At 57.1% G+C, this 22,617-nt stretch carries 18 protein-coding genes; 12 read left to right on the forward strand and 6 right to left on the reverse strand.

The window, feature by feature from the left end; all coding sequences use genetic code 11:
• Positions 1-9: 9 nt before the first annotated feature.
• Positions 10-744 (reverse strand): nitroreductase family protein, encoded by a 735-nt coding sequence (locus tag FGO67_RS09505; RefSeq protein ID WP_203300478.1) that lies wholly within the window; start codon positions 742-744, stop codon positions 10-12.
• A 74-nt stretch (positions 745-818) separates the two neighbouring features.
• Between FGO67_RS09505 and FGO67_RS09510 the strand changes: the two genes are divergently transcribed.
• A complete protein-coding gene (locus FGO67_RS09510; protein WP_238942318.1) occupies positions 819-1,424 on the forward strand; it encodes a uracil-DNA glycosylase family protein in 606 nt (201 codons plus the stop codon).
• Between the two features lie 61 nt (positions 1,425-1,485).
• Here FGO67_RS09510 and glpD read toward each other — a convergent pair whose 3' ends face one another.
• From glpD to FGO67_RS09525, 3 genes are all read right to left on the reverse strand, one after another.
• Complete coding sequence (gene glpD, locus FGO67_RS09515; RefSeq protein ID WP_203300479.1) at positions 1,486-3,015, reverse strand: glycerol-3-phosphate dehydrogenase; 1,530 nt, start codon at positions 3,013-3,015, stop codon at positions 1,486-1,488.
• A 212-nt stretch (positions 3,016-3,227) separates the two neighbouring features.
• Positions 3,228-3,986: a DeoR/GlpR family transcriptional regulator gene (locus FGO67_RS09520; RefSeq protein WP_203300480.1), complete on the reverse strand. Its 759-nt coding sequence runs from the start codon at positions 3,984-3,986 to the stop codon at positions 3,228-3,230.
• 315 nt (positions 3,987-4,301) lie between these two features.
• The gene (locus tag FGO67_RS09525) at positions 4,302-6,215 is read right to left on the reverse strand and encodes a sigma-54-dependent Fis family transcriptional regulator (RefSeq protein WP_203300481.1); all 1,914 of its coding nucleotides are present in this window, start codon (positions 6,213-6,215) and stop codon (positions 4,302-4,304) included.
• Positions 6,216-6,547: 332 nt separating this feature from the next.
• Between FGO67_RS09525 and FGO67_RS09530 the strand changes: the two genes are divergently transcribed.
• The 6 genes from FGO67_RS09530 to FGO67_RS09555 all read left to right on the forward strand — a co-directional run bounded on the left by FGO67_RS09530 (position 6,548) and on the right by FGO67_RS09555 (position 12,640).
• Entirely contained in the window at positions 6,548-7,642 is a 1,095-nt protein-coding gene (locus tag FGO67_RS09530) for an ABC transporter ATP-binding protein (protein ID WP_203300482.1), read from the forward strand.
• Positions 7,642-8,742 (forward strand): ABC transporter ATP-binding protein, encoded by a 1,101-nt coding sequence (locus FGO67_RS09535; RefSeq protein WP_203300483.1) that lies wholly within the window; start codon positions 7,642-7,644, stop codon positions 8,740-8,742. The genes FGO67_RS09530 and FGO67_RS09535 overlap by 1 nt, the downstream gene beginning before the upstream one ends.
• Positions 8,742-9,608: a carbohydrate ABC transporter permease gene (locus tag FGO67_RS09540; protein ID WP_203300484.1), complete on the forward strand. Its 867-nt coding sequence runs from the start codon at positions 8,742-8,744 to the stop codon at positions 9,606-9,608. The genes FGO67_RS09535 and FGO67_RS09540 overlap by 1 nt, the downstream gene beginning before the upstream one ends.
• 10 nt (positions 9,609-9,618) lie before the next feature.
• Positions 9,619-10,425: a carbohydrate ABC transporter permease gene (locus tag FGO67_RS09545; protein ID WP_041341722.1), complete on the forward strand. Its 807-nt coding sequence runs from the start codon at positions 9,619-9,621 to the stop codon at positions 10,423-10,425.
• Positions 10,426-10,437: 12 nt separating this feature from the next.
• A complete protein-coding gene (locus FGO67_RS09550; RefSeq protein WP_203300485.1) occupies positions 10,438-10,713 on the forward strand; it encodes a DUF2160 domain-containing protein in 276 nt (91 codons plus the stop codon).
• Between the two features lie 184 nt (positions 10,714-10,897).
• Entirely contained in the window at positions 10,898-12,640 is a 1,743-nt protein-coding gene (locus FGO67_RS09555) for an ABC transporter substrate-binding protein (protein ID WP_203300486.1), read from the forward strand.
• Between the two features lie 89 nt (positions 12,641-12,729).
• On the opposite strand, the gene FGO67_RS09560 is transcribed toward FGO67_RS09555, so the two are convergent.
• Entirely contained in the window at positions 12,730-13,611 is an 882-nt protein-coding gene (locus tag FGO67_RS09560; RefSeq protein ID WP_238942319.1) for an aldo/keto reductase, read from the reverse strand.
• Between the two features lie 5 nt (positions 13,612-13,616).
• On the reverse strand, positions 13,617-15,341 hold the full coding sequence (locus tag FGO67_RS09565) for an alpha-amylase (protein WP_238942320.1): 1,725 nt from the start codon (positions 15,339-15,341) through the stop codon (positions 13,617-13,619).
• Between the two features lie 264 nt (positions 15,342-15,605).
• Here FGO67_RS09565 and malE point away from each other — a divergent pair, with 264 nt between their 5' ends.
• From malE to FGO67_RS09590, 5 genes are all read left to right on the forward strand, one after another.
• Positions 15,606-16,805, forward strand: coding sequence for a maltose/maltodextrin ABC transporter substrate-binding protein MalE (gene malE, locus FGO67_RS09570; protein WP_203300487.1), 1,200 nt, complete (start codon positions 15,606-15,608; stop codon positions 16,803-16,805).
• Positions 16,806-16,968: 163 nt separating this feature from the next.
• Positions 16,969-18,462 carry a maltose ABC transporter permease MalF gene (gene malF / locus FGO67_RS09575; RefSeq protein ID WP_203300488.1) on the forward strand — a complete coding sequence of 498 codons (1,494 nt, stop codon included), beginning with the start codon at positions 16,969-16,971 and terminating at the stop codon, positions 18,460-18,462.
• Between the two features lie 9 nt (positions 18,463-18,471).
• Positions 18,472-19,362 (forward strand): maltose ABC transporter permease MalG, encoded by an 891-nt coding sequence (gene malG, locus FGO67_RS09580; RefSeq protein ID WP_203300489.1) that lies wholly within the window; start codon positions 18,472-18,474, stop codon positions 19,360-19,362.
• Positions 19,363-19,717: 355 nt separating this feature from the next.
• Positions 19,718-20,491 carry a substrate-binding periplasmic protein gene (locus tag FGO67_RS09585; protein ID WP_203300490.1) on the forward strand — a complete coding sequence of 258 codons (774 nt, stop codon included), beginning with the start codon at positions 19,718-19,720 and terminating at the stop codon, positions 20,489-20,491.
• A 296-nt stretch (positions 20,492-20,787) separates the two neighbouring features.
• Positions 20,788-22,503 carry a protein adenylyltransferase SelO gene (locus FGO67_RS09590; protein WP_203300491.1) on the forward strand — a complete coding sequence of 572 codons (1,716 nt, stop codon included), beginning with the start codon at positions 20,788-20,790 and terminating at the stop codon, positions 22,501-22,503.
• Positions 22,504-22,617 lie beyond the last annotated feature (114 nt).

A 22,617-nucleotide genomic window follows, 5' to 3' on the forward strand; every position in this document is an offset into this window, starting at 1 on the left:
GGCTGGCGGTTACAGGTAATGCACCAGTTGGTCGTGGTCGAACCGGTACTGGCGGTTATAAACGCCGTTATCAGCGCGTTTACCCGCCGCCAGTACCATGGTGACCAGGCCTTTCCGGTGAATCTTCAGCAGCGACTTCACCCGGCACTCGTCAAAGCCTTCCATGGGGCAGGAATCGTAGCCGTGGGCACGCAGGGCCAGCATCAGGTTCTGCGCTGCCAGCGCGGTTGATTTGGTTGCCCAGACTTTCATATCACTGGTCGATGAAGGGCCACGGGGAATCGGGCGGAGCATGCCCAACGCCATTCCGGCGGCTTTCTTGGTCAGGCCAAACACACCCAGCGGCCCCTGGTTGTAATGAATGGGGGCAACGGTGCGGTAGTACTTGTCGACAATGGGCGGTAGTGACGCTTCCGGCCATTCGTCCAGGGCCTGGCGCGCGTGTTTGCGCCAGGTGTCGGGGCGGGCGACGATGGCAATCAACACGGGAGCGGTTTTGGCTGCGTTCTGCCCCAGGCAGGCCGTTGCCAGCTTGGCCTTCAGGTCTGCGGATTCCACCACGAAAAATTCCCACGGCTGCAAATTGCTGGAGTTTGGCGCCAAGGTCGCCAGTTCCAGGCATTCACTCAGGACGTCCCTTGGGATAGGGTCTGGCTTGAAGCGGCGGATCGAACGGCGGCTGCGGACCACCTTCCGAAATTCCTCAACATCGATGTCGGGCAGGGCGCTGGCCTTGGAGGTCATCGGGTTTTCTCCTATACACTGAAGAGCCTATAGTCAGGCGAAATCCGTTCGTTCGCAATGATCAGGAGGTTGCTTTGCAAAAGCCTGCGGAGTTGAGCGAGTTATCTTTTGCAGAGTTAGTGGCGCGGGTGCGGGCGTGTACCTTGTGTGCCGAGTTCCTGCCCCTGGGCCCAAGGCCGGTGATTCAGCTGTCCGAGTCGTCACGCATTTTAGTAGTGGGGCAGGCGCCCGGGCGGCGTGTCCATGAGACTGGCTTGCCGTTCAACGATCCCAGTGGGGACCGGCTACGGCAGTGGATGGGGGTGACCCGGGATACCTTTTACGACGAACAGAAGCTGGCCATTCTGCCCATGGGCTTCTGCTACCCGGGTACCGGTAAATCCGGCGATTTGCCACCACGGCCGGAATGCGCGCCGGCCTGGCGTTCGGAGCTGCTCAGGCGGTTGTCGAACATTGGTCTGACCCTGGTCATTGGTCAGTACGCCCACGCCTGGCATCTTGGAGGTAAGGCCCGCTCAGTTACTGACCAAGTTCGTCACTGGCAGGACCACTGGCCGGCCGTGGTTCCCATGCCGCACCCCAGTCCTCGCAACAACCTCTGGCTGCGCCGAAACCCTTGGTTTGAGCAGGACGTGATACCGGCCGTGCAACATAGGGTGGCCCAGTTGCTAAGGGAGTAACTGCCACAAAAAAGCTCCGGGCGGAAGTTCATCCGGCCGGAGCGATGTATTCGGCCGAGGCTCAGGCGTGTTGGTGCACCGGGCCGCTGTCGTTGTCGCCGGTGGCGTGCGCCATCAGGAACTGATCCAGCGCCCGAACATTTTCCTCATTCGCATACAGCCCCTGCTTGGTTCGCCGCCAGAGGATATCCTCGGAGGTGTGGGCCCACTCCTCAGTCATCAGGTACTCCACCTCGGCCTGGTAAAGTGTGCCGGCAAAGAGCACGCCCAAGTCTGCCATGCTGCTGCATCCTTTCAGGATGTCGTAGGAGCTGGTGCCGTAAGTGCGCACATACCGGCTGATCACGGCCTTATCCAACCACGGGAAATCGGCCGTCAATTTTAATTCCAGACTGTCGTGGTCGGCGAAATCACCGCCTGGTAGGGGCGCGGTCTTGGTCCAGCGCCCGCGGGCATTCGGGAAGAACTGGCACAGCTTGTCGGTGGCCGCTTCTGCCAGTTTCCGGTAGGTGGTGATCTTGCCACCGAACACCGAAATCAGGGGTGCTTTGCCGTTCTCGGCACTGACCTCAAATGAGTAGTCCCGGGAAGCCTTCTGGGCGTTTTCCTGCTCGTCGTCCATCAACGGGCGCACGCCAGAGTATGACCAGACCACATCCTCGGCGGTCAGCTGCCGTTTGAAATGGGAATTGACGATGTCTAGTAGGTACTCGGTCTCCTCCGGCGAAATCTTCGCTTTCCTGGGATCGCCCTCATAATCCACATCCGTGGTGCCGACCAGAGAGAATTCGTCCTCGTAGGGAATAACAAAAACGATGCGCTCATCTTCGTTCTGGAGGATGTAGGCCTCGGTGCCCTTGTTCATTCTGGGAACGACAATGTGACTGCCTTTCACCATGCGGATCATCTTGGGTGCCGGCATCGACAGGGTTTCGCCAAACAGGCTGCTTACCCAGGGGCCGGAAGCGTTGACGATCATTTTGGCAGTGACGGTTTCATCTGAGTTGTCAGCCATGTTCCGGAGCGTCACCTTCCAGTCGGCAGAGCCACGTTCAGCTTTCACGCACTTGGTGCGGGTCAGGATGCGGGCGCCGGACTGCTCAGCCTTTTTGGCGGTCAGGATTACGAGGCGGGCATCGTCCACCCAGCCATCCGAGTATTCAAAGCCCTTGGTAATTTCCGGCTTGAGCGGGTCAGAGCTGTCGAACTTGATCGAGCGCGAGCCCGGCAGCAGTTCTCGTTTGGCCAGGTGGTCATACAGGAACAGGCCCGTGCGAATCATCCAGGCTGGACGCAGGTGAGGGCGGTGGGGCAGTCGAAAGCGCATGGGCCACATGATGTGGGGCGAGTTGCGCAGCAGTGACTCGCGCTCGGCAAGTGCTTCCCGCACCAGGCGGAATTCGTAGTGCTCCAGGTATCGCAGGCCGCCGTGAATCAATTTGCTGCTGCTGGAGGAGGTTGCCGATGCAAGATCGTTCATTTCACACAGCAGTACTTTCAGTCCCCGGCCTGCCGCGTCCATGGCGATACCGGTGCCGTTGACCCCGCCGCCGACGACGACAACGTCATAGTGCTGGTGTTCTTTAGCCATTGCTGCCTTTCTCCTGCCTGAGCCAAAAAAGCCAGCGCCAGAAAAATCACCCCGGCTGCTCACTTTTCGACCTAAATTAACAACACGATCATTATGCGAAAGCGGAACATATTCGTAAAGGAAAATAGAGAAAAAAAACGAAAATAATAAGCGAAGGCCTGGGTGGGTTTTGAAGCGCTGGTTCTGAAGGTAATCGGGGCGAAAAACTTAGGTTAAACGATGTGCAATTCCACATTGTGCTCGGCCAGGGACTGGCTGATTTCGGAGGGCGGCTGCTTGTCAGTAAATACGTGGTCGGCCTGAGTAATGTTGCCCAGGCGCACCATGGCGTTGCGGCCAAATTTGGTGTGGTCGGCAGCCAGCAAAACCTGATTGGAGTTGGCGATGATGGCCTGGGCTACGCGTACTTCGCGGTAATCGAAATCCAGCAGTGAACCGTCGCTGTGGATACCGCTGATGCCAATGATGCCGAAGTCCATCTTGAACTGATTGATGAAGTCCCGCGTGGCTTCGCCCACGATGCCACCGTCGCGATTACGTACTTCACCACCGGCAATGATCACGTGAAAATCCTCTTTCGCTGCGAGGATGGAGGCAACGTGCAGGTTGTTGGTAACGATCTGCAGGTTTTTGCGCTCCAGCAGAGCCTTGGCGATGGTTTCGGTGGTGGTGCCAATGTTGATGAACATGGAGGAGTTATCCGGGATCATCTTGACCATGGCGGCCGCGATGCGCTCTTTGGCCTCCAAATCCATGATCTTTCGAGCCTGGTACGCGGTATTGGTGGTGCTGGAGTCGATACCGGCACCGCCGTGATGACGGCGTAACTTGTTCTGTTCGGCAAGCTCATTCAGGTCTCGGCGGATGGTCTGGGGCGTCACCTTGAACTGATCAACGAGTTGCTCGGTGGTCACGAACCCGTTTTGCTGGATCAGCTCCATGATCAAGTCCTGTCGGCGCCGCTGTGCCATGGCATTTACCTCCGCGTGATTTCTTTTTCTGATGCGAAACAGTGAGCGTCTGAAAACATTCCCGAAGTTTAGTGCTTAAGGCCAGTTTGTGCAGCCTTTTTAATGGCTTGTCTCAACTCGGCTGAACCTGCATGGGAAAATCTCTTGGCATTTATGTTCAAAAAGGTAAAAAGCCGAAAAAAATAGAACCTCACCAAATAAAGTCCCATAAAAAGAACCCGGACCATGAGCAGCCAATGACCCATTACCTTCTCTCCATCGATCGAGGCACCATCGGTTCCCGCACTATCCTTGTTTGCCTCGGTCGGCTCTGAGTCAGCGGATCCCTAGTTCGCGCAATCTCTTGTAAAGTGTGTTGCGGCTTATGGAAAGCTGTCGCGCGGTCTCCGACACGTTGCCGGTGCACTCCCGATAAACCTGCAAGGTTCGGGTGAGTGGGTCGGTCGGAGGCTCAGGGTCTTGCTCCGGGTTGCTCAGGCTGGCCCGGTCAGCGCGATCTGGCCGGCTTTGCTGGGTGGGTGAGGCCGTGTCGTATTCCGCCAAAAAGTCCTCCGGCAAATGCCAGATATCCACTTCTTCGCCGTCGGCAATCGCGATGGCGACCCGCAGTACATTGACTAACTGCCGAATGTTGCCCGGCCAGGGGTGGTTTTCCAGCGCCGACAGCACCTGAGGGGGTAGTTCCTCACACTGGCCCGGATCCCGGTGCTGGCGGTAAATATCCTGGATCAGCTCTCGTTTGTCGGTGCGTTGGCGCAGGGGCGGTAGCTGCACCGACAAGCCGTTAATCCGGTAAAACAGATCCGCCCGGAACTGACCGGCGTCAATTCGTGAAGAAAGAGGCCTGTTGGTCGCAGTGATCAACAGGATGTCCACGGGCACACTCTCGGTGGAGCCGACCGGGGTGACAACGCGCTCCTGCAGCACCCGAAGCAGGCGGGATTGCGCGGCCAGTGGCATTTCGCCAATTTCATCGAGAAACAGAATGCCCTTGTGGGCTTTTCGGATTAAGCCCAGCGAGCCCTGCGCCCGCGCGCCGGTAAAGGCGCCCGATTCGTAGCCAAACAGCTCTGACTCCACCAGCTCCGGCGGGATAGCCGCGCAATTGACCGCCACCAATGGTTCATTGCAGCGCGGACTGGCCCGGTGCAGGGCTTTCACCATAACCTCCTTGCCCACCCCTGTTTCGCCGGTGATCAGTACCGGTACCCCACGGTGGAGTACTTTAAGCGACTGATCGGCACAGCGACGCACCGAGTTGTCACCGTACTCAAGGCTGGAGAGATCCTGGCGCGACGTTATGTCGCGGCTATCCGGGTTGGCCTGTGAGTCGGGGTTTCCGGCAGCGGCTGTCGTGGTGGTGGCCGCGCTGGTGGGTGCAGATGGTCGCTTCAGCCGGGCGCTCAGGCGTACTTTGCCCCTGGTGACAAGCTGTATGGCGGTGTGCTCGGGGTGGCCCAGGATGTGCTGGCGAGAACTGGTGAACAGTTCGTCGAGGTAACGCTGCACCGTGCTGGTGGCCAGCAGCTGGTCGGCGCGCTGGTTGCTGGCCACGACCTTACCCGTGCTGTCGCAAATCAGGATGCCGGACCAGGGGCTGTCGAAATTGTCAGCGGTGGTATTCAGGGTGATCTGGACGTGGCTGGCTTCGAATTGCCGAATGATCAAACGATTTTCCACCGACTGGGACAGCAGGCGCACCATGCCCAGGGTGTGGGCCTGGGGCAGGTAGGCGTCGCTGAAGACGCTGAGCACGCCCGCGAGCTGTTTCTCAGTGTCGAAAATGGGCGCGGCCGAACCAATCAGACTGCGGAACTGTTTGAGAAAATGTTCATTGCGCTGGACTTGAACGGGCAGTTGGCTGGCAATCGCGGTGCCAATGGCGTTGGTGCCGCACACGGATTCCTGCCAGTTGGCGCCACGCTGGAGCCAGGGGCGGAGGCGGGCGTCGGTGACGCGCTCATCACCCCAGCTTTTAAGGATGGTGGCGTCCGGGTCGGCCATCAGGATCAGGCAGCGGCTGCTGGATAGGACGTTCCGGTAATAGGGCACCACTTCGGCAGCAGTGCTGGTCATCAGTTCCTGGTGCTTCAGCTCGACTTCTTTCAGATAGGCCGGATCGGCGATTTGGGGTGCCGGTTTGTCGTCGTGGCCTAGGCCCCAGGCCAGGCAGCGGTTCCAGGAGTCGGTTACGAGCTGTCGTTCTTCTGAGCGTTCGTTTTTTCGCATAACCCTGATCCCGGTGGTCGCCTTAGCTTTTATTGTTGGCCGAGTGCGCCGTAACTGTTCAGATTGGTGGCACGAATTGTTCAATGATGTGTTCAATTGACCGGTTCGTCAATGTTCAAACTGCACAAAACAGTGTTAAACGAACATTCGAACATTGGCGGAAAGATTTTTGAAGATCTGAAAAAATGTCTAAAAAACAGAGTTGTAAGTGTTTGCACTTACAGTCTGCACAAAAGTGGTACATGGATTGCGTTGGCGTTTGGCATTTGTAGTGTTCGGAGTCCGCCAACACACTCCGCTTAGCGTTCGCAAAAGAACAAAAAGGAAGGTCTATGTCCTTAGTACTGGAGAATCTCTCCCATGAGGTCGATGGTGTCGATTTCATCCGGGATGCCAACCTCACCTTTGAGGCGGGTTCTTTCAATGTTCTGCTTGGTCGTACCCTGGCTGGGAAAACGTCTCTGATGCGCCTGATGGCTGGTCTGGATAAGCCGACCAGCGGCCGCCTGATCTATAACGGCACCGACGTAACTGGCCAGTCAGTCCAGAGCCGCAACATTTCGATGATCTATCAGCAGTTCATCAACTACCCGAACCTCACCGTCTACGAAAACATTGCCTCACCGCTGCGTCTGGCCAAGACACCCGAGAGCGAGATCGATCGTCGGGTTAAGGAAACCGCCTCGATGCTGCAAATCGAGCCGTTGCTAAAGCGTCACCCCCTGGAGTTGTCTGGTGGCCAGCAGCAGCGCACGGCCATGGCCCGTGCCCTCGTCAAGGATTCGACCCTGGTGCTGTTTGATGAGCCCCTGGTAAACCTGGACTACAAACTGCGGGAAGAGCTGCGGGCGGAGCTGCGTCATCTGTTCCGGGAGCGCCAGTGCATCGCCGTGTACGCAACTACGGAAGCCAATGAAGCACTCGCCCTAGGTGGCACGACGACCCTGTTGCACGAAGGAAAAGTGGTGCAGAGCGGGCCGGTGATGGATGTATACCGGGCACCGGTCAATACGCTGGCAGCCCAGTTGTTCAGCGAGCCGCCCATGAACATGATTCGGGGCCGGGTATCGGCCACCGAAGTCACCTTTGACGAATACTCCCATCACGCCCTGACACAGGGGCTGTCAAAGCTGACGCCTGGCGATTACTGGTTCGGTATTCGCCCAAGTCACATCGGCCTGGTGCCGACCAGCGATGATGATCTTGAAATGTCTATGGAGGTGGAGCTGAGCGAAATCAGTGGCTCGGAAACCTTCATGCACGTTGAGAACAGTCATTTCGAAATGGTGCTGCAGCTGATGGGCGTTCATTCCTACCACACCGGTGCGCCGGTCAAGGTCTACCTGCCGATCAATAAGCTGTTCGTATTCGACAGCAACGAACAGCTGGTGCACACCCCGTCCCAGGTTTCAGGAGGAGCTGCCTGATGGCTGAAATTCAATTGAAATCGCTGGCGCACAGCTACAGTGCCACGCCAACCGGAGCGGAAGACTACGCCATTCGCCAACTCGACCATGTTTGGGAGAAGGGTGGTGCGTACGCACTGTTGGGCCCCTCGGGTTGTGGCAAGAGCACCATGCTCAACATCATTTCCGGACTGCTGGCGCCCTCTGAGGGTGATGTACTGTTCGATGGCCGCCGGGTGAATGAATTATCGCCCAGGGAACGCAACATCGCTCAGGTGTTCCAGTTCCCGGTGATCTACGACTCGATGACCGTATTCGACAACCTGGCGTTCCCGCTCAAGAACAACAAGGTGCCCACCTCCCAGATCAAGGCCCGGGTCCACGAGATCGCGGAAGTGCTGGAAATTGGGGACAAACTCTACAAAAAGGCGAAGAACCTGACTGCTGATGAAAAGCAGAAAGTGTCCATGGGGCGCGGCCTGGTGCGCGAGGACGTCTCCGCGATCCTGTTTGACGAGCCTCTGACGGTGATCGATCCACAGCTGAAGTGGAAGTTGCGACGCAAGCTCAAGCAGATCCACGAAAAGTTCGACATCACTATGGTGTACGTCACCCATGACCAGCTTGAGGCGTCCACCTTCGCTGACAAGATCGCGGTGATGTACGGGGGGCAGATTGTTCAGTTCGGTACGCCAACGGAGCTGTTCGAGCGGCCTAACCACACCTTCGTGGGTTTCTTTATCGGCAGTCCGGGGATGAACCTGATCCCCGTTGAGCGGCGCCCGGAAGGGGTGATGTTCAACGGTGTGTTCGTGCCGCTTGAGGCCTGGCAGAACAACCTGCTGCAACGGGTGAAGAGCGATAACCTGAAGATTGGTATTCGCCCGGAATTTATCGAAATTTCTGAAAGCCCGTCGGATGACTCTCTGGAGGCTTCGGTTCTGGACGTGGAGGACCTTGGCACCTACAAGATTGTCACCGTTGAGGTGGGTGGCCAGAAGCTGAAAGTGCGCCAGAGCGAAGACTTCCACAGCGACGTGGGCGCCAGTGTTCATCTCCTTTTCCCGAAACAGTGGCTGATGCTGTACGTGGATGAGTTTCTGATCAAGGAGCAGCAGTGATGGTCAAAATACCCAACAACCGTGCCTGGTGGCTGGTGCTGCCGGTTTTCCTTCTGGTTGCCTTCTCGGCCTTGGTACCGTTGATGACGGTGGTGAACTACTCGGTTCAGGATATCTTCGGACCCGGCCAGGCCTACTATGTGGGCACCGAATGGTTCAAAGAGGTGCTCACCAACGAGCGTTTGCAGGACTCACTGATGCGCCAGTTCCTGTTTTCGGGCGCCGTGCTGATGATCCAGATACCCCTCGGTATTGGTATTGCCCTGATGATGCCGAAATCCGGCATGAAGGCATCGCTGGTGCTGATCCTGCTGGCGATTCCGCTGCTGATTCCCTGGAACGTGGTGGGCACCATCTGGCAGATCTTCGGCCGGGGTGATATCGGCCTATTCGGCTGGGCATTGAACTCCATGGGCTTTGATTACAACTACACCGGCGACACCGTCGATGCCTGGTTTACCGTGTTGTTGATGGATGTGTGGCACTGGACTCCGCTGGTGGCGCTGCTGTGCTACTCGGGATTGCGGGCGATTCCGGAGGCGTTTTATCAGGCCGCGGAGATCGACCGGGCCTCGAAGTGGGCGGTGTTCCGCTACATCCAGCTGCCACGGCTGAAGAACGTGCTGATCATCGCGGTACTGCTGCGTTTCATGGACAGCTTCATGATCTACACCGAGCCCTTCGTATTGACCGGGGGTGGCCCGGGAAGCTCAACCACGTTCCTCAGCCAGACCCTGACCACCATGGCCATAGGTCAATTCGATTTGGGCCGCGCGGCGGCGTTCTCCCTGATCTACTTCCTGATCGTATTGCTGATTTCCTGGCTGTTCTTTACCGCCATCACTCACGCCGACAAAGAAAAATAAGGAGGGCGCGATGAAACAGACACGTTCCAAAAACATCGGGATCACGATCTACATCGTGCTGCTGCTGACGCCGATCTACTGGTTGCTGAACATGTCGTTCAAGACGAACCAGGAGATTCTGAGCGGGCTGACCCTTTGGCCGGAGAATTTCACCTTCGCCAACTACGCGACCATCTTTACCGACCCGAGCTGGTACAACGGTTACCTGAACTCCATGCTGTACGTCTCGATTAACGTGGTGATCACGCTGCTGGTGGCGCTGCCGGCCGCCTACGCATTCAGCCGCTACAAGTTCGTCGGCGACAAGCATCTGTTCTTCTGGTTGCTGAGTAACCGGATGGCACCGCCCGCGGTTTTCCTGCTGCCATTCTTTCAACTGTATTCGTCCATTGGCCTGTTCGATACCCACATTGCGGTCGCCCTGGCGCACTGCCTGTTCAATGTGCCGCTGGCGGTCTGGATCCTGGAGGGCTTTATGTCCGGGGTACCGCGCGAGTACGACGAAATGGCCTACATTGATGGTTACAGTTTCCCCAAATTCTTCGTGAAGATCTTTTTGCCGATGATTCGGTCCGGCATTGGTGTAACCGCGTTCTTCGCGTTCATGTTCTCATGGGTTGAGCTGCTGCTGGCGCGAACGCTGACGTCAGTGGATGCCCAGCCCATCGCCGCCATCATGACCCGAACGGTGGGGGCGAGCGGGATCGACTGGGGGGTTCTGGCGGCAGCCGGTGTGCTCACCATCATTCCCGGCATTCTGGTGATCTGGTTCGTGCGCAACCACGTTGCCACTGGCTTCGCTCTTGGACGCGTTTAAAGGAGAACAGACATGCTTGCGTGGATGAACTGGACTCCGTCCGTTGCCATTTTTTTCGCTGTCATTGCAGCCATTCTGGCGGTGATGACCGTTTACGAAATTGTGTCCCCTTGCACCGAGCGTAAGGGCTTTCTGCCCATCGCCACCACACGGGGTGATCGCCTGTTCATTGGCCTGCTGTCGGCGGCGTATATCCACCTGACCTTTCTCGCGGTCAGCGATATCACGTTGCTGGTTGCGCTGGCGGTGTCGGTGGTTTGGCTGCTGGTGCTGTTGCGCTGGGGTTAGCCGGATCACCTTAGACCGGGTGCCGGTTGTAAAGATTTCGCAAACGAACTAATTTCTGAATCATGGTCGGAACCGAGCAGTTTTCGGTTTCGACGTGAAAGAATAGCGACGTATGAGCGCTATGACTCTGGAAGCGGGACAGAGGCTGTTCCGCTCCATTCAATAAGGACGAACGAGGTTGGATATGTTCAAGAATAATAAATATCCTCGAACCATGCTTCTGGGCGCCGCGATCGGTGCTGCGGCGCTTGGTTTGAGCTTTCAGGCCAGCGCCGATCAGTATTCGGACGCCGCTGAAAAGTGGGTGAACGACTCTTTCAAGCGGTCGACGCTGACCAAAGAGCAGCAAATGGAGGAGATGAAGTGGTTCATCGAAGCCGCGAAGGAATTTCGTGGCATGGACATCAACGTAGTCTCTGAAACGATTGCTACACACGAGTATGAATCCAACGTTCTGGCCAAGGCGTTTTCTGAAATCACCGGCATCAACCTGACTCATACCCTGATTCAGGAAGGCGACGTGATCGAGAAGCTGCAGACCCAAATGCAGTCTGGCCGTAACATCTATGATGGCTGGGTGAACGACTCAGACCTGATCGGTACACACTTCCGTTACGGAAAGGTGATGCCGGTTGAGGACATCATGAACGGTGAAGGCAAGGACCTGACCTTGCCAACGCTGGATCTTGAGGACTTCATCGGTCTCGAATTCACCACCGGTCCTGACGGTAAGCTCTACCAGCTGCCAGACCAGCAATTTGCCAACCTGTACTGGTTCCGCGCCGACTGGTTTGAGCGCGAAGACCTGAAGAAACAGTTCCAGGAAATTTACGGTTACGAGCTGGGTGTGCCGGTTAACTGGTCGGCCTACGAAGACATCGCCGAATTTTTCTCTGTCCACGTCAAAGAGATCGACGGCGAGAAAGTCTATGGTCACATGGACTACGGCAAGAAAGATCCGTCACTGGGCTGGCGTTTCACCGACGCCTGGTTCTCCATGGCGGGTGCTGGCGACAAGGGCCTGCCCAATGGCCTGCCGGTTGATGAGTGGGGTATCCGGGTTGAGGAATGTCATCCGGTAGGATCCAGTGTCAGTCGTGGTGGTGCCACCAATGGACCGGCCGCGGTTTTTGCCACCACCAAGTACGTGGACTGGCTGCGTAAGTACGCGCCGCCTGAAGCGCAGGGCATGACCTTCTCCGAAGCTGGCCCGGTGCCTGCCCAGGGTGGCGTGGCTCAGCAGATTTTCTGGTACACCGCCTTCACAGCCAGCATGATCGAAGACGGCCTGCCGGTGGTCAACGAAGATGGCACGCCCAAGTGGCGGATGGCTCCGTCTCCTCGCGGACCCTACTGGGAAGAGGGCATGAAGCTGGGTTATCAGGACGTGGGTTCCTGGACCTTCATGAAATCCACCCCGGAGAAGCGTCGTCTGGCCGCGTGGCTGTATGCACAGTTCACGGTGTCCAAGACTGTGTCACTGGAAAAGACCATCGCGGGTCTGACGCCTATTCGTGAGTCTGACATCGAGTCTGAGGCGATGACGGAAATGGCGCCCAAGCTGGGCGGCCTGGTTGAGTTCTACCGCAGCCCGGCTCGGGTGCAGTGGTCGCCAACCGGTACCAACGTGCCTGACTATCCGAAGCTGGCGCAGCTGTGGTGGCAGTATATCGCCCAGGCCGCAAGCGGTGAGGCAACTCCCCAGAAAGCACTGGACGGACTGGCGCAGGCTCAGGATCGCGTAATGGAGCGCCTGGAGCGTGCCAGCGTAATGCCGAACTGTGGTCCGAAGCTGAACGAGGAGCGTGATCCGCAGTACTGGCTGGATCAGCCGGGCTCGCCGAAGGCCAAACTGGCCAACGAGAAGCCCCAGGGTAAGACTGTTGCCTACGATGAGCTGTTGAAGACCTGGGAAGAAGCCCGCTAAACGCGGTATTCGTTACCAGAAAAAAGCCCGGCCCACTGTAAAGTGGCCGGGCTTTTTTGTGTCGGCAATTGACGCCGTTGTGTTGCCCGTCAGGCCACGCGATGGCCGCGGACGGCCTCCAGCAGTGCAAACCAGAGCGACCTTGGCAGCACGCTCTGGGCGCCGGCCTGGGCTGCCCGAATGCGAGATTCGCGCATAGACCCCAGAACCGGGATCGGCGAACCTGGCAGTTGCCGCAGCCAGGCAATGGCCAAGCCGGTTTCGCACAGGCCGGTTTCCTCTTTCGCTGCCTCCAGCAGTTCCTGCGGAAGGGCATTGGCCAGTGCGCCGCCGCCCAGCGGTGACCATGCCAGCCAGCGCAGTTCATCTTTCAGATGCGCCTCCATGGTGCCGTCGAACAACGCCTTGGTATGGCTCAGCGACAGCTCGCTCTGGTTGCACACCAGCGGCAGTTTGCAGTTGTGCTGGAGCCAGCGCCACTGCTCCGGCAGGAAGTTGGATACACCGATTTGCCGGATTTTGCCCGCCTCGACCGCTCTTTCCAGCGCCGCCATGGTGGCATCTGCCTGCATCAGCGGATCCGGCCTATGAATCAGGAAAGTATCGATTTGCTCCACCTGCAGACGCGTCAGAGCGCGATCAATGGCATTGGCAATGTAGCCTGCCTCCGCGCGGTAGTGCTTCGTCTTCCACCGACTTTCGTCCTGATGCCCATGAACGATGCCGGTTTTGGTGATGATCCGCACCTTCTGGCGCAGGCTCGGATCGGCGGCCAGCGCCTCGCCGAAAATCCGCTCACACTCGGTATCGCCATAAATGTCAGCGTGGTCGAACACGTTCAGGCCCTGGTCCAGCCTCGCGTTGATCCAGTTGGCGAGGTTGGCGGGGTTGGTCAGCTCGGTGTGATCATGCAGCCGCATCATGCCGAGGATCAGTGGCGTATGAGCCAGATAATCGGTTGAGTCTGTCATCAGTGCTATTTCCTTGCGAAGGCGACGATGATTCGGTCGTCCCCGTGGGTTCTTGAGAAGGTGTAGGGTTGCTGGCTGATCAGCTTGTGAGTACCGGCGCCAACAGCGGGGTGGCGGTCCCTGAATTGTCCGAGGGCCTGCCAGTGACCCAGGATGTTTGCTGTCTCTGGCTGCTCAAGGTCGGCCCAGTTCATGTCCGACCGGGTGCCCTGGTGCGGGTCCGAGCCCGTTGCTCCGAAAGGGCGTCCGGTCTCGTCACCGTAGAAAATCTGTACCGCACCAGGTGTCAGCAACAGAGCCGCGGCAGCCCGTTTCTGCAACACCGGATCATCGCCTGCAATGCGGCTGAACAGGTTGGTGTCATGGGATGAGATGTAGCTCAACACGTTGAACGGAGTCTCGCCATGCATTCTGCTGGCGTAGTCCTGATAGACCGATTCCATGGCGGCCAGGCACTTGGCGCCGGCTCTGGCCTCTTCTTGTAGGTCGAAGTTAATCACGGCATCGAAGCCAGCGTCAAAGTAGCCACTGCGGCGAACCGAGTGCGGGAACACTTCGGCCACCATCCAGAACTCCTCGGCGGGCAGGGCGGCATCCGGGTTGGCCGCCCGGTAATCGTTCAGCGCCTGCTGGGCCTGTTGCTTGAGTTCGTTCCAGGCCTCGGGTTCAACATGCTTGGCAGTGTCGACTCGGAACCCGTCTACGCCAAAGTCTCTAACCCAGCTGGTCAGCCAGCTGACGAGGTAGTCACGCACAGTAGCGTCAGCCATGGCTTCGGCCCGGGATGACGACTTGTTTTGCAGGAATAGTGGCAGGTTCACGGCCTGGTCGGACTCGGTTTTGAAATCGGGCAGGAACGCGAGGGAGCCGCGCTGGGCATCAATCGAGGCGTTCGGCGGGGTGTCATAGTCGGCGATACCGGCTCTGACCCAGTCCTTACCCCACCAGTGGCGCCAGTCGCTGTGGTCGTAATCGATGAAGGCATGGTAGGCGTGGTTGTTCTCCCAGGACTCAGGCTGCCATTGGCCCCATTGGTCAGGCAAATGCTTCTCGAAGCCGTTATACAGTGAGCCAAAACCGAACGTTTGCATGTCCTGCAGGGTGCTGTAGCCGGGGTGGTTCATCACCACGTCCATGACCACGCGGATGTCCCGCTTGTGGGCCTCGTCGACCAGCGTGCGAAATTCTTCCCGGGTGCCAAAGTTGGCGTCGGGCACGGTGAAATCGAGGGCGTAGTAGCCGTGGTAGCCATAATGGCGGAAATCGCCCCGGTCGCCGCCGTGGAAGGTGCCAATCTCGTCTTTGCCGTCGCGCTGGCGGCCGTAATTCAGATCGTTATCCGTGCGGCCATTGGCAAAACGGTCTGTTACCGCGAAATAGACAGTGGCACCTGCCCATTTGAACTGGCCAATGCTATCTTCTGCCGGCTCCAACAAAACCAGGCCTTCAGCCCCGTCTGCCGGCTTCAGGGTGACCTGGCCATTCTGAACCCTGGCCATACGGCCGCTGTAAAAGTCGCGAACCTGCTCGCCCTCGGCAAAGGTGTTACCGACCGGGATACTGATCTCGCTGGTACTGGCCTCGCAGAACATGTCTGTCGGGACGGCACCTGGCGGACCTGCCACAGCTGCGGCGTGGGGGCGCTGCGAATAATCGGTCGCACAGCCGGTGATCAGCAGCGCAGCGGCCATGCCGGTCGAGAAAGACAGTGGGGTGACGCAGGGTTTCATGGTGTCAGCTCCGGTCGGGATGATGGTTTTAGTGCATGACATGAAAGCAGAGTCGGAACCGGGGTGGTAGACGGAGATCTCTACGCCTTTCTACTCCCCCACGCTACGCCTCGGGGAATGAAATAAGGGGGGATGCTTATTTCACCCGGTTGCAACACAGTGCAAAGACTCGCAAAAGCGTGATTTGCGTTCAGCCCGGCCCCGACAACCTCTAAAACGGCCGGAAAACAAGAATAAGGTAAGAACAAACAGAGGAAACACCTGATGAATCGTCGACTCTTTATTCGCAGTACTCTCGCCGCTTCCATTGTTGCCGCCACCGTTGGCCTGTCCGCGCCGGCCCACGCCGAAATCGAATCCGGCAAGCTGCTGGTATGGATCAACGGTGACAAGGGCTACGATGGCCTGCAGGAAGTGGGGGACTGGTTTACCCAGGAAACCGGCATTCCGGTTGAGGTTGCCCACCCTGACAATGCCACCGACAAATTCCAGCAGTCCGCCGCTACCGGCAATGGTCCCGACATCTTTATCTGGGCCCATGACCGTTTTGGCGAGTGGGCTCAGAGCGGCATCATTTCCGAGATCAAGCCTTCCAGCAAAGTGGTTGATGCCAACTACGGTTTCACCTGGGATGCCGTCACCGTCGACGGTAAGAAGTACGGCTACCCCATGGCTGTTGAATCGATTGGCCTGATCTACAACAAAGACCTGCTGCTGGAACCACCAAGCGCGTTCGAGGACATTCCCGAGGTGCACAAGAAACTGGCGAAAAATGGCAAGAAGGCGATTCTTTGGGACTACAACAACACCTACTTCACCTGGCCCATGCTGGCAGCTGCCGGCGGCTACATATTCGCCGAGGCGGATGACGGCTCCGTAAATGTGAAGGACACCGGGGTGAACACCGAAGGCGCGGTCAAGGGCGCACAAGCGCTGACCACGTTGATCGAGGAGGGCGTTATGCCCCGTGGCGCCGATTACAGCGCCATGGAGTCGAGCTTTAACAAGGGCGAGACCGCGATGATAATCAACGGTCCTTGGGCGTGGGGAAACCTGGAGAAGAGCGGCATCAACTTTGGTGTAACCACGCTGCCGACTGTTGATGGTCAGCCCAGCAAGCCGATGGTCGGCGTCATGGCGGCGACACTGAACTCAGCCAGCCCCAACAAGGATCTGGCGGTTGAGTTCCTGGAGAACTACGCCCTGTCGGTCAAAGGCCTGAAAATGGTGAATGACGACGTTCCACTGGGCGCTGTCGCCAACAAGGAATTCATGGACGAACTGTCGTCAAACCCGAACATCAAGGCGACGTTCGAGAATGCTCAGCTGGGTGAACCCATGCCTAACGTTCCCGCCATGGGAGCCTTCTGGTCATCCATGGGGCCGGCTCTGCAGAACATCACCTCTGGCCGACAGCCTGTCGAAGATGCCTTGAACGCGGCGGCCCAGCGCATCACCCGGTAATACCGGTGGGCCGTTCGGGCAGCAGGGACCGCTGCCCGTAACCGCACGAGTACACCCATGGACGACAATCTGCCACCGCCCCCCTGAAACGGTGGCAACCTACGGGCTGACTACAATGATAACGGAAACCCTGTCCTCCCCCGGAATCGAAAGCAGATACTTCATGTTTCGAGCATTTTTGAAGTGGGGCGCCCTTGCCACCTTGGTTGGCATGTCGCTCTACCTGATCCTGGCCTTGTACGCCCAGCGCGAGTTCGTATTCGCCATGCTGTTCTTGGTGCTTACAGCCTCTGCGGTGATGGTGTTCTTCAACCGCAAACTCTACGCGCACCGGTATATCTTTCCGGCGATCGCCGGCATGGGCCTGTTCGTAATCTTCCCGCTGATGTACACCATTGGCATTGGTTTCACCAACTACAGTGCCAGTAACCTGCTAAGTTTTGGACAAGTACAGGAAAACCTGCTGAGCCGAACCTACCAGTCCGAAGCGGTTCGCTATGACTACGAGCTCTTCAAGACCAATGCCGGTTACATCGTTCACCTGAAGGGCAAACACCAGAATCTGACCTCGGCACCCATGGAGCTGGAGGCCGGCGAAACTACAGCGCCGGTGCTGCCGCTGTCGGGCCAGCCCCGAGGCGAGGCTCTGGGCATTCGCGACATCATTCAGCTGCGTGAGTTGCTGGCGCAGGTCACTTTGATCACCGAAGACGGGCGTGAACTCAGTCGGGCCAGCTTGCGCTCCTTCGCGGCGATTCATCCACAATTCAGTCAGCACGACAATGGCAGCCTGACAGACAATCAAAGCGGAACAACCTATTTCCCGGATCACGAGACCGGTTTTTACCGCAGTGCCGATGGCGAGACCCTGTCGCCAGGCTGGACCGTCAATATCGGGTGGGACAATTACCTCAAGGTGGTCAGCGATCCGACCATCCGTGGTCCTTTTTTCCAGATCTTTGTCTGGACTCTGTCCTTTGCCGTAGCCACCGTGATCTTCACACTGGCGCTAGGCCTGCTGCTGGCGAACCTGCTGCAGTGGGACCAGATCCGGGGCAAAGGCTTCTACCGCACCATGCTGATCCTGCCGTACGCGGTACCGGCGTTCATTTCGATCCTGGTGTTCAAGGGTCTGTTCAACCAGAACTTTGGTGAAATCAATCTGGTACTGGAAGGCCTGTTCGGGTTGCGCCCGGACTGGTTCAGCGATCCGGCACTGGCGCGAACCATGATCCTGACTGTGAATACCTGGCTCGGCTACCCCTACATGATGCTGCTGTGCATGGGGCTGTTGCAGGCCATCCCCAGGGATCTGTACGAGGCCTCCGCGATGGATGGCGCCGGCCCAATTAGCAATCTGTTCAACATCACGTTGCCGTTGATCATCAAGCCGTTGATGCCTCTGCTGATTGCCAGTTTTGCATTCAACTTCAATAACTTTGTCCTGATCGCATTGCTGACCGGTGGGGCACCCGACATTATTGGTGCAAGCACGCCGGCCGGAACCACCGACCTGCTTGTGAGCTACACCTATCGGATTGCGTTCCAGGATTCCGGACAGAACTTTGGTCTGGCTGCCGCCATTGCCACTGCCATCTTCCTGGTGGTGGGCGCGCTGTCGCTGGTCAATCTTAAACTGTCCAAGATCAAGGTATAGGAGCTTCCCATGGCGATGGTTCAACCCCGCTCAACCAAGTATCGCGTGCTGGCTTCTCATCTTGGCATGCTGGCCTTCATCGCGATCGTTCTGTTCCCGCTGCTGATGGTGATTTCCATCTCCTTCCGCAGTGGTAACTTTGCCTCGGGCAGCCTGCTGCCCGAAAACCCCTCCCTGGAGCACTGGTACTTGGCGCTTGGCCTGCCGTATACCGGCGAAGACGGCATCACCACCCAGCCACCGTTCCCGGTGTTGCTGTGGTTGTGGAACTCAATCAAAGTGGCCGTGGTGTCATCGGTGCTGATCTTGGCGCTGTCCACCACCAGTGCCTATGCCTTCGCGCGCATGCGCTTCGCCGGCAAAGGCGCGGTGCTGAAATCCATGCTGATCTTCCAGATGTTCCCGCCGGTGCTGTCGCTGGTGGCGTTGTACGCGTTGTTTGACCAGATTGGCAACCACGTCAGCTGGCTCGGCCTGAACACCCACGGCGCGGTAATCGTCGCGTCCCTGGGCGGCATGGCGCTGCACATCTGGACCATCAAGGGCTATTTCGACTCCATCGATCGGTCCCTGGAAGAGGCTGCCATTGTTGATGGTGCCACTACCTGGCAGGCATTCCGCTACATCCTGCTGCCGCTGTCGGTGCCGATTCTGGTGGTGGTGTTCATCCTGGCCTTTATCATGACCATCATGGAATACCCCATGGCCTCGGTGCTGCTGGTGGACACCGATAAGCTGACACTGGCCGTGGGGGCGCAACAGTACCTGTACGAGCAGAACTACCTGTGGGGCGATTTTGCCGCCGCGGCGGTGCTCTCGGGGCTGCCGATCACCATCATCTTCCTGTACTGCCAGAAGTGGATCGTCGGCGGCCTGACGGCCGGCGGGGTGAAGGGCTGAGCCGCCAAGGCCGGCCCTCACGTTCGATCCAGAATCCTCCTAGGCCGGGCGGAAGATTCCGCCCGGTCTCTCCGCGACAACGGCGTCTTCCAGAGTGATTTTTCGCGACCCGGTCAGATTTATCCCCCCCACTGACCGGGCTTTTTTCTTCCTTCAGAGAGTTTGTCATCATACTGTGGCCGAAGCAGCCAGGTTTTGGCGGCGTGAGCTGTAAGTTTTGGCCGCCCCTCAGTCCTCTCATAAACAAAGGTGAACATTTCAAAGGAAGCTTGATTGGTCTCCACATGCCATAATAAAAACAATCGAAACCTGTGCGACCGAAGCAAATCCAGTTGCGACTATTGAGGTCCTGGAAATGGGCAAGGCGAATTGTGGAGCGCCGCTAAAATTGATTTTTAACCAAGGCTTTAGAATGATTCCACGTGCATTTGTAGCCAGTTTATTTTTTTTATTAACTGGAGAAGGGTTAGCACAGGAGCGAACAATAACGTTTGTCGCAGATTACTGGTGTCCGTTCAATTGTAGTGACCACCCGAAAGGCCGCGGCTTATTGGTTGAAAGGGCGGCAACCGCGCTAGAGCTGGAAGGCTATGAGGTTAGTTATTCGGAGATACCTTGGAGTCGGGCAATAAACGACGTTGGTGTCGGTCGTTACGACGCCATTGTTGGTGCAGGGCCTGACGAAACGCCAAATTTTCATTATGCTCGCAAACCGCTTCAAACTGCTCTCCATAGCGCCTTCACGTTGCCCAACAAGGATTGGAAATATCAGGGTCTTGAATCGTTGGAAGAGGTTCGCATTGGGGTTATCCAAGACTACTCGTATGGTGGACTTTATGAGGATTACATTGAGGGTAATCGGGATGATGAATCTCGCGTGGTTATTCTCAGGGGTAATCGAGCTTTGGGGAGACTGGTAAAAATGCTTCATCTTGGCCGCCTTGATGTCATTATAGCCGAAAAGGAAGTCCTGAATTATCACTTTCAATCGAGAAACCAGGACAACCCATTGCGTTACGCGGGATTAGTCAACTCGGAGCCTCTATATGTAGCGTTTTCGCCGGCAATCAAGGATGGCGCAGAGTTGGCGAAAGCCCTTGAGCGAGGCTTGGCGAAGATGAACAAGTGATTTTGAATTCGTAAATGAATAATTTTAATCAAAACCTCTAGGAAACTTTTAGGGCAAGCATATGGAACGCCCTTCGATGCAAAGAGTCGATAAAAACCAAGACCTGGCAGTCAGGTTATATACGGCACCTTGTTTCTGTAAGCTGGGTTTGAACATATAGGCAAAGCATACCTTCGCCTCAACGGATACCTAACCTAAGTGTTCGCTTTGCGACCCTTGTCATACTCAGACCTCTTTGATCAGGTCACTTCGTCTGTTTATCCGCTCATCATCAAACTCACGCTTCAGGAGCCCCTATGCAAAAGCGAATGCCACGGGATATGTCCACGATGGTCGGGACCATAGACGATCTTGCCAGGTTGGCCGACTATTCGTTCATGGACCAACTCAACTGCGACCCTCACGGGAGAGAAGACGGGGCTGAACACGCGCCAAGACAGGTTTTTTCGGGTCACTATGTTCCGGTCAAACCCACGCCCATCGAAAATCCTGAATACGTTGCGCATGGGAAAACGCTGTTTAATGAACTGGGCTTCGCCGACAGTCTGGCTCAGTCGGACGACTTTGCCCGCATGTTCTCTGGAGACCTATCGCTTGTTCCGGAACCCATTCGAAAAGCCGGGTGGGCTTGTGGCTACGCGCTTTCAATTTACGGCAACGAGTACACACGCCAATGCCCGTTTCAAACCGGCAATGGTTATGGCGACGGTCGCGCCATTTCGGTGCTTGAAGTTGTAGCCAATAACCAGCGCTGGGAAATGCAGCTGAAGGGAGGAGGGCGGACACCCTACTGCCGCGGAGGAGACGGCCGGGCAGTTCTGCGGTCCAGTGTTCGGGAGTTCCTGGCGCAGGAGCATATGCACGCTCTGGGTGTGCCGACGTCACGGTCGCTGAGTTTGTACGTGTCGACAACCGAGAAGGTCAGGCGTCCATGGTACTCGAAAGGCTCACGATCAACGGATCCCGATGTTCTTGTATCTGAGCCGGTTGCCATATCGACCCGCGTTGCGCCGTCGTTCATTCGGGTAGGGCAGCTTGAGCTCTTTAGTCGCCGTGCCCGAAAGCAGGAACACCCGCAGGCGATGGAGGAGCTCGAGAAAATTGTCTTGCACCTGATTGATCGGGAGTACAACGAGGTTATCGATCAGACATTGGCCACCCCAGAAAAAGTGGTGATGCTGGCACATGCGTTTCGCCGCCGACTAACGTCGCTTGTGGCGAACTGGGTCCGTGTTGGGTATTGCCAGGGCAACTTCAACAGTGACAACTGCGCAGCCGGCGGTTATACGCTCGACTATGGCCCCTTTGGATTCTGCGATGTATTTGATCCGCAGTACCAGCCGTGGACAGGCGGCGGGCATCACTACGCATTCCTTAACCAACCGGCGGCAGCCGATCGCAACTTCTACTCGTTTTGTACCGCCCTGCGGCCGCTGTTGGCGGCGCATCCGGGCTGCCTGCGTCAACTCGACGAGATTCAAGGTAACTTCCCGCAGGTGATGCAAGAGGAAATGGAGAAAATGTGGGCGGCCAAACTTGGCCTTGACGCCTTTGATGCAGAATTGTTCAGTGAGTTAGCAACGCTGATGATGCAAACACCCGTCGATTACACCGTGTTCTTCCGGGAACTCTCGTCGGTGCCCGACGACGTTGAGGAACTCAAGAAAAGCTTCTACGAGGGGCGAACCTATGCTGCAGATCCAGAAGGGCTGGACAAGCGCTGGTCAGAATGGCTCAAAAAATGGAAATCGTGCACTCGACCTTGCTCCCGTGAAGAGTTGTCTCATCAGATGAAAGGGGTTAACCCGAAGTACAGTCTAAGAGAATGGTTCGTTGTGCCTGCCTATCAGCAAGCCGCAGAGGGGAACTACGCTTTATTGAGAGAACTGCAGGAGGTCATGACGCAGCCGTACGCCGAGCAATCGAACGTTTCGGAAGACAAATACTACCGGCTCAAGCCGCTAGAGCTCTTCGATCTTGGTGGATCCTCGCATTACAGTTGCTCGTCGTGAACTCTTTTCCAGCAAAACCGTGATAAAAGTTCTAGTTTAGCGGAAATAGGACCTTTTATGACTTTGACCATTATTACCCGCTTCACCATGGCCGCCATTTAATCAGGCATGAAA

The sequence above is a fragment of the Marinobacter sediminum genome (genome assembly GCF_016820575.1).
GTDB classification, from domain to species: Bacteria; Pseudomonadota; Gammaproteobacteria; order Pseudomonadales; family Oleiphilaceae; genus Marinobacter; species Marinobacter sediminum.

Bases quoted from the DNA above. Each gene is read 5' to 3' on its own strand.
- FGO67_RS09590 (WP_203300491.1), top strand. From the start codon at position 20,788: ATGCAAAAGCGAATGCCACGGGATATGTCCACGATGGTCGGGACCATA.
- FGO67_RS09520 (WP_203300480.1), bottom strand. From the start codon at position 3,986: ATGGCACAGCGGCGCCGACAGGACTTGATCATGGAGCTGATCCAGCAA.
- FGO67_RS09555 (WP_203300486.1), top strand. From the start codon at position 10,898: ATGTTCAAGAATAATAAATATCCTCGAACCATGCTTCTGGGCGCCGCG.
- FGO67_RS09505 (WP_203300478.1), bottom strand. From the start codon at position 744: ATGACCTCCAAGGCCAGCGCCCTGCCCGACATCGATGTTGAGGAATTT.
- malG (WP_203300489.1), top strand. From the start codon at position 18,472: ATGGCGATGGTTCAACCCCGCTCAACCAAGTATCGCGTGCTGGCTTCT.
- malE (WP_203300487.1), top strand. From the start codon at position 15,606: ATGAATCGTCGACTCTTTATTCGCAGTACTCTCGCCGCTTCCATTGTT.
- malF (WP_203300488.1), top strand. From the start codon at position 16,969: ATGTTTCGAGCATTTTTGAAGTGGGGCGCCCTTGCCACCTTGGTTGGC.
- FGO67_RS09540 (WP_203300484.1), top strand. From the start codon at position 8,742: ATGGTCAAAATACCCAACAACCGTGCCTGGTGGCTGGTGCTGCCGGTT.
- FGO67_RS09545 (WP_041341722.1), top strand. From the start codon at position 9,619: ATGAAACAGACACGTTCCAAAAACATCGGGATCACGATCTACATCGTG.
- FGO67_RS09530 (WP_203300482.1), top strand. From the start codon at position 6,548: ATGTCCTTAGTACTGGAGAATCTCTCCCATGAGGTCGATGGTGTCGAT.
- FGO67_RS09550 (WP_203300485.1), top strand. From the start codon at position 10,438: ATGCTTGCGTGGATGAACTGGACTCCGTCCGTTGCCATTTTTTTCGCT.
- FGO67_RS09560 (WP_238942319.1), bottom strand. From the start codon at position 13,611: ATGACAGACTCAACCGATTATCTGGCTCATACGCCACTGATCCTCGGC.
- FGO67_RS09535 (WP_203300483.1), top strand. From the start codon at position 7,642: ATGGCTGAAATTCAATTGAAATCGCTGGCGCACAGCTACAGTGCCACG.
- FGO67_RS09585 (WP_203300490.1), top strand. From the start codon at position 19,718: ATGGGCAAGGCGAATTGTGGAGCGCCGCTAAAATTGATTTTTAACCAA.
- FGO67_RS09565 (WP_238942320.1), bottom strand. From the start codon at position 15,341: ATGAAACCCTGCGTCACCCCACTGTCTTTCTCGACCGGCATGGCCGCT.
- FGO67_RS09525 (WP_203300481.1), bottom strand. From the start codon at position 6,215: ATGCGAAAAAACGAACGCTCAGAAGAACGACAGCTCGTAACCGACTCC.
- glpD (WP_203300479.1), bottom strand. From the start codon at position 3,015: ATGGCTAAAGAACACCAGCACTATGACGTTGTCGTCGTCGGCGGCGGG.